The organism is Bradyrhizobium shewense, from assembly GCF_900094605.1.
In the GTDB taxonomy this organism is placed as follows: domain Bacteria; phylum Pseudomonadota; class Alphaproteobacteria; order Rhizobiales; family Xanthobacteraceae; genus Bradyrhizobium; species Bradyrhizobium shewense.
Genome location: NZ_FMAI01000008.1, coordinates 331,191 through 337,190 on the forward strand (window position 1 = coordinate 331,191; position 6,000 = coordinate 337,190).

5 protein-coding genes are annotated in these 6,000 nt (G+C 64.5%); 1 reads left to right on the plus strand and 4 read right to left on the minus strand.

Going from position 1 to position 6,000, the window contains the following annotated elements; genetic code table 11:
- Positions 1-16 precede the first annotated feature (16 nt).
- The 4 genes from GA0061098_RS18305 to GA0061098_RS18320 form a co-directional block, all read right to left on the minus strand.
- Positions 17-403: a histone gene (locus GA0061098_RS18305; RefSeq protein WP_091958775.1), complete on the minus strand. Its 387-nt coding sequence runs from the start codon at positions 401-403 to the stop codon at positions 17-19.
- 84 nt (positions 404-487) lie between these two features.
- The gene (gene glcF / locus GA0061098_RS18310; RefSeq protein ID WP_091958778.1) at positions 488-1,810 is read right to left on the minus strand and encodes a glycolate oxidase subunit GlcF; all 1,323 of its coding nucleotides are present in this window, start codon (positions 1,808-1,810) and stop codon (positions 488-490) included.
- Positions 1,807-3,045 (minus strand): FAD-binding protein, encoded by a 1,239-nt coding sequence (locus GA0061098_RS18315; protein ID WP_091958855.1) that lies wholly within the window; start codon positions 3,043-3,045, stop codon positions 1,807-1,809. Before GA0061098_RS18315 ends, glcF begins: the two co-directional genes overlap by 4 nt.
- A gap of 71 nt (positions 3,046-3,116) precedes the next feature.
- On the minus strand, positions 3,117-4,610 hold the full coding sequence (locus tag GA0061098_RS18320; RefSeq protein WP_091958780.1) for an FAD-linked oxidase C-terminal domain-containing protein: 1,494 nt from the start codon (positions 4,608-4,610) through the stop codon (positions 3,117-3,119).
- 280 nt (positions 4,611-4,890) lie between these two features.
- On the opposite strand from GA0061098_RS18320, the gene cycA reads away from it, so the two are divergent.
- Positions 4,891-5,286: a cytochrome c-550 CycA gene (gene cycA, locus GA0061098_RS18325; protein ID WP_091958783.1), complete on the plus strand. Its 396-nt coding sequence runs from the start codon at positions 4,891-4,893 to the stop codon at positions 5,284-5,286.
- Positions 5,287-6,000 lie beyond the last annotated feature (714 nt).

Consider the following 6,000-nt stretch of genomic DNA (forward strand, 5'->3'; position numbering starts at 1 on the left):
GGTCGCTGGATGGGACCTAGCCTTGTCCCTCGGCCGGCGCCGCTTCCGCAGAAGACGAAGGCATCGCCCAGCTCGTCTCGGCGGCCGGCTCGGGAGCCGGAGCTGGCGCCGGCGCTGACGGCTTCGGCGCGGGAGCTGCCTTCGCCTTCTTCGGTGCCGCTTTCTTCGCGGCCTTCTTCGGAGCAGCCGGCTTGGCTGCTTTCTTGGCTGCCTTCTTCACAGCCTTCTTGGCGGCCTTCTTTGGGGCGGCCTTCTTCGAAGCTTTCTTGGCTGCTTTCTTGGTAGATTTTTTGGCAGACTTCTTCGCGGACTTCTTGGCTGCCTTCTTCGCGGATTTCTTCGCCGCTACAGCCTTCTTCGCCTTTTTGGCCTTCTTGCTTTTTTTCTTCTTCGCTTTCGCCATCGTGGTCCTCCTGTTGTCGACGAACAATGGTCGATCGGGCGTCGTTCTACCGTCGCCTCCGGAGGAAAGCTCAGGCTTGAAAGCTCAAACTTGCGCGTTCAATGCCGGCCGCGACCCGCCCGTAGCCCAATCGAGAAGCTCAATCGTGTGTACGACCGGAACTGACGTGCCACTGGCAATCTGCACCATGCAGCCGATATTGCCCGCGGCAATCATGTCCGGCTTGACGCTTGCGATGTTGGCGACCTTGCGATCGCGCAACCGGCCCGCAAGCTCGGGCTGGAGAATGTTGTAGGTCCCCGCCGAACCGCAACACAAATGGCTCTCGGGTACATCTTTCACCACGAATCCATTCTTGGAAAGCAATTCTTTCGGAAGGCCCGTGATTTTCTGCCCATGCTGCAACGAACACGCCGAGTGATAGGCGACGACGATGTTGTCCTGTCGCGCAGTCGGCTCGAGTGCGAGGCCGGCGATGTATTCGGTGATGTCCTTGGCGAGCGCGGATACCTTCGCCGCATCGGCGGCGAACGCAGCATCCTCGCGCAGCAGATAGCCGTAGTCCTTGATCACTGTGCCGCAGCCGGACGCCGTCACCAGGATGGCGTCGAGCCCCTCGCCGGCCGCTTCCTTCCGCCACGCCGCGACGTTGGCTCGCGCCCGCGCCAATGCATCCTGATCGTTGCCGAGGTGATGGGTCAGCGCGCCGCAGCACTGTTCGTCCCGGACCAGGACAACCTCGACGCCATGGCGGGTGAGAAGACTGATGGCCGCCTGATTGATGCGCGGCGCCAGGACCTGCTGGGCGCAGCCCTGGAGCAGCGCGACCCGGCCGCGCTTCTTGCCGAGCGCCGCGAACACGCTGCCGGCGGCGGGGCCCGGCGGCGGCAGCCGGTGCGGGGCCAGCGCCAGCATCGCCTTGATGCGCTGGATCAGGCCGGGCGTCGCCGAGGGCCGCGGCGTCGGCAGGAAAACGGCAAGCGGACGGGCCACCCGCGCCAGCACCATGCTGATGCGGAAACGCTGCGGGTCGGGCAGGACGAAAGCCAGCACTTGGCGCAGCAGCCGCTCAGCCAGAGGCCGCTCATAACGCTGCTCGATCCTGACCCGGGCCTGGTCGACGAGATGCATGTAGTTCACCCCCGAGGGGCAAGTCGTCATGCAGGCCAGGCACGACAGGCAGCGGTCGACATGCTTGACCACCTCCGCCGTCGGCGCCTGGTCCTTCTCCAGCATCTCCTTGATCAGATAGATGCGACCACGCGGGCTATCGAGTTCGTCGCCGAGCAGCACATAGGTCGGACAGGTTGCGGTGCAGAAGCCGCAATGGACGCAGGCGCGCAGGATCTTGTCGGCTTCCGCGATGTCGGGATCGGCAAGCTGGGCGAGTGAGAATTCGGTCTTCATGCCACAGCGCCTCGGCTCAAGCGGCCCCGGTTGAGAACGGCCTTTGGATCGAAACTGGCGCGCACCCGCTCGCTCAGGGCGGCAACGCCCGGCGCCTGCGGATGAAAGACGTCGACATCGCGCCTGACATCCTCGGCCGCCCGGATCAGCGTTGCGTGACCGCCGACGGCGTTGGCACGCATCCGCACCGCCGGAGCATGCGCGTCGCCCTTCGGCGGCAATGCCGCCCAGATCAGCCCGCCGCCCCAATCATAGATCACGTCGCCGCCGGTCTCACGCGCCAATTGCGTGCCGAGCGCAGCGCCTGAGGCCGGCGGGCAGACGATCCGCCAGACCGGCCAGGTGCCGAGCGCGCCGCCGGCCGCGAACGGCAGCACGTCGCGGAGAGTCCCCCACAGCGCCGAAGACGCCGCGTCCTCGATCAGAGACGCGGTTCCGAACGGCGCCAGCAATTCCCGCAGCGAGTTGGCGCGGTGGGCGGCTGAGGCAGTGATGCCCTCGAGCCGCAGCACGGTCAGCGCCTCGCCTTGACCTGCGAGATCGCCAAGCCCGTCGGTCTTCGCCCGGAACGCCGATTTCGGCAGGTGCGCCGCACCGGAAACGTCGAAAGGCGAGCCGAGCGCCACGGTCATCGCCTTGTTGGCGGCGGCATCGTCGAGGCCGCGGAGCAGCAGCGTCCGCTCGGCCTCGGGCTTGGGCATCACCTTCAGCGTGACCTCGGTCATGACAGACAGCGTGCCCCAGGACCCCGCGAGCAGCTTGCAGAGGTCGTAGCCGGTGACGTTCTTCACCACCTTGCCGCCGGTCTTGAAGCTGTCGCCGAAGCCCGAGACGGCGTGCGCCCCGAGCAAATGGTCGCGCGCCCCGCCTGCCCTGATCCGACGCGGGCCGGCAAGCCCAGCCGCGATCATGCCGCCGATGGTCCCGAGCGCGGGCGTGCCGAGCAGCGGCGCGGTGTTCATTGGCTCGAACGCGAATTGCTGGTTCTTGGCATCGATCAGCGACAGCACGTCGCCCAGCGGCGCACCGGCCTGGAGCGTGATGATCAGCTCGTTCGGCTCGTAGGAAGTGACGGCGTTCAGCGCGGAGAGGTCGAGCACGGCATTGGTCGCCATCGCATGGCCGATGCCGCGCTTACTGCCATGACCGATGATCTCGAGCGGCTGCTCATTGGCAATCGCCGCGCGCACCACCTCTTCGACGTCTTTGGCGTCTCTGACCTTAAGCGTATCCACGACTGAGCCGGTATCCAAGTTTAGAACGGAAAGCAAATTTGGCGCGTTGCAGCGAGGCGCAGCGACCGACGCTAGAACCGCGGCAAATCAGGAAACGCCAGCTTGCCGGCATGCACATGCATGCGGCCGAGCTCGGCGCAGCGGTGCAGGGTCGGAAACACTTTTCCGGGATTGAGCAGGCCTTGCGAATCGAAGGCGCATTTCAGCCGCTGCTGCTGGTTGAGGTCGATCTCGCTGAACATGTCGGGCATCAGGTCGCGCTTCTCGATGCCGACGCCGTGCTCGCCGGTGAGCACGCCGCCGAACTCGACGCAGGCGCGCAGGATGTCGGCACCGAAGGCTTCGGCGCGCTCGATCTCGCCGGGCTTGTTGGCATCATAGAGGATCAGTGGGTGCAGATTGCCGTCACCGGCGTGGAACACGTTGGCGCAGCCGAGCTGGTATTTTTCGCCGAGCTCGCGGATGCGCGCCAGCGCCTTCGGCAGCGCGCCGCGGGGAATTGTGCCGTCCATGCAGAGATAGTCGGGCGAGATGCGCCCCACCGCCGGGAACGCGGCCTTGCGGCCGGCCCAGAACAGATTGCGCTCGGCTTCCGAATTGGAGATCTGCAGCGTTACCGAGCCGCAGCCTCGTGCAATGGTCTCGACCCGCGTGATCAGCTCGTCGACCTCGATCTTGGGGCCGTCGAGCTCGATGATGAGCAGCGCCTCGACATCGAGCGGATAGCCGGCATGCACGAAGGCCTCGGCGGCGTGGATCGCCGGCTTGTCCATCATCTCCATGCCGCCAGGGATGATGCCGGCGCCGATGATGCGCGCCACGCATTCGCCGGCGGCCTCGACCTCGGCGAAGCCGACCATCAACGCGCGCGCCGTCTCCGGCTTCTGCAGGATGCGCACCGTGATCTCGGTGATGACGCCAAGCAGCCCTTCAGAGCCAGTGATGACGCCCATCAAATCGTAGCCCGGGTTCTCGCACCCCTTGCCGCCGATGCGCAGGATCTCGCCGCTCATCAGCACGATCTCGCAACCGAGCACGTTGTTGGTGGTCATGCCGTATTTGAGGCAGTGCACGCCGCCGGAATTCTCCGCGACATTGCCGCCGATCGAGCAGGCGATCTGCGAGGACGGGTCGGGCGCGTAATAGAAGCCGGCATGAGCGACCGCCTGGCTGATGGCGAGGTTGGTGACGCCGGGCTCGGTGACGACGATGCGATTGTCGAAATCGATCTCGCGGATGCGCTTGAACTTGCCGAGCCCCAGCAGCACGCCGTCTTCGAGCGGCAGCGCCCCGCCTGAGAGCGATGTGCCGGAGCCGCGCGGCACCACCTTGATACCTTGCCCTGCACAATATTTCAGGATCAGCGAGACCTGCTCGGTCGTATCGGGCAGCACCACGACCATCGGCGGTTGCCGATAGGCCGTCAGCCCGTCGGATTCATAGGCCCGCATCTCGGCAGGCGTATCGATCACGCCCTCGCCGGGCACGATCGCGCGCAATGCAGCAACGATCTCAGCGCGGCGCGCGAGCACCGCCTGGTCGCTCGCAGGCATCATGATGGCCATATCAAATCCTTCATGGCATATCTTTCCGGCTCACGCCGCACGATCAATTTGTCTCGCCAAATCAATCACGTCCGCGCCTGTTTGGGTAGGCCATCCGAAAGTCGGATCGACGATCCTTCGCCAGTTCGCTCTGGGACAAGTCGGAAATCGTGAAACCTGTCATGGTTTGGTGGCTTGTCCAGGCCGAGCAGGCCTGCCAAAACCGCCCCGTCGGGCGATTGCCGATCCGGCAAGCGACCGACCAGGCCAGACCCACCAGGGAAGAGACGAAGAGCAACCGATGACAAAACTGACTTTTGGCGCACTGACGATCCTCACCATGATTGCCACCGCACCCGCCGCGATGGCGCAGGATGTCGCGGCCGGCAAGACATCGTTCAACAAATGCCTGGCCTGCCACGCGATCGGCGAAGGCGCCAAGAACAAGGTCGGTCCCGAGCTCAACGGTCTCAACGGCCGCAAGTCGGGCACGGCTGAGGGCTACAGCTACTCGGACGCGAACAAGAATTCCGGCATCACCTGGGACGAGGCCGTGTTCAAGGAATACATCAAGGACCCCAAGGCCAAGATCCCCGGCACCAAGATGGCGTTCGCCGGCATCAAGAACGAGACCGAGATCAACAATCTCTGGTCCTACGTCTCCCAGTTCGACAAGGACGGGAAGATCAAGCAGTAAGCACGTAGCAGACAGAAGCTGCAGCTTCGGTTCCGATCGAATCAGGGCCCAAGCTGCAGCTTTTTGTTTTGACGCGTTTCCTTCACGGCGTCGTTGCAAGCGCCGCGAAGCAATCCAGAGTCTTTCGACGGAGGGATTCTGGATTGCTTCGTCGCAAGGGCTCCTCGCAATGACGGAGTATGAGGCGGCATCTGCGTTCTCCAACCTCCACTGTCATTCCCCGCGAAGGCGGGGAATCCAGTACGCCGCGGCCTCTCGATTCAATCACAAGCGCCTCTGGAATACTGGATCGCCCGGTCAAGCCGGGCGATGACAGCGCGTGTGTGGCTGCACACACGGCTTTGCAGCCTCGCGGCTTCATTCGCCCGAGCTTTGCTTCATCGTTCGCCCCTCTCATCCAAGAGGGCGCAGGGAAGGCCGGGTGCTGGCTCGCACCCGCGGTCCGCTGCGCGAAATGCACACGCAGAAAGAACCGCACAGCAGCATACAGGTGGTGCCGATCACTCGGCCTTCCCTGCGCGATGGCTGGACGGCTTATGCCGTGATCTCCCGGGAGCCGACCATTCCTTCTGGCCTCCCTCGCCCCGCGAATTTGGATGATGCAGTCTGCCCGGTTGGGCTCGCTCGCACCTTCGCAAGGACTTGACCGTAGCAACGACGGCCAGGACCACACGGTTTTGCCGTACGCACGGCCCGCCATTTCGCCGCAGTTTT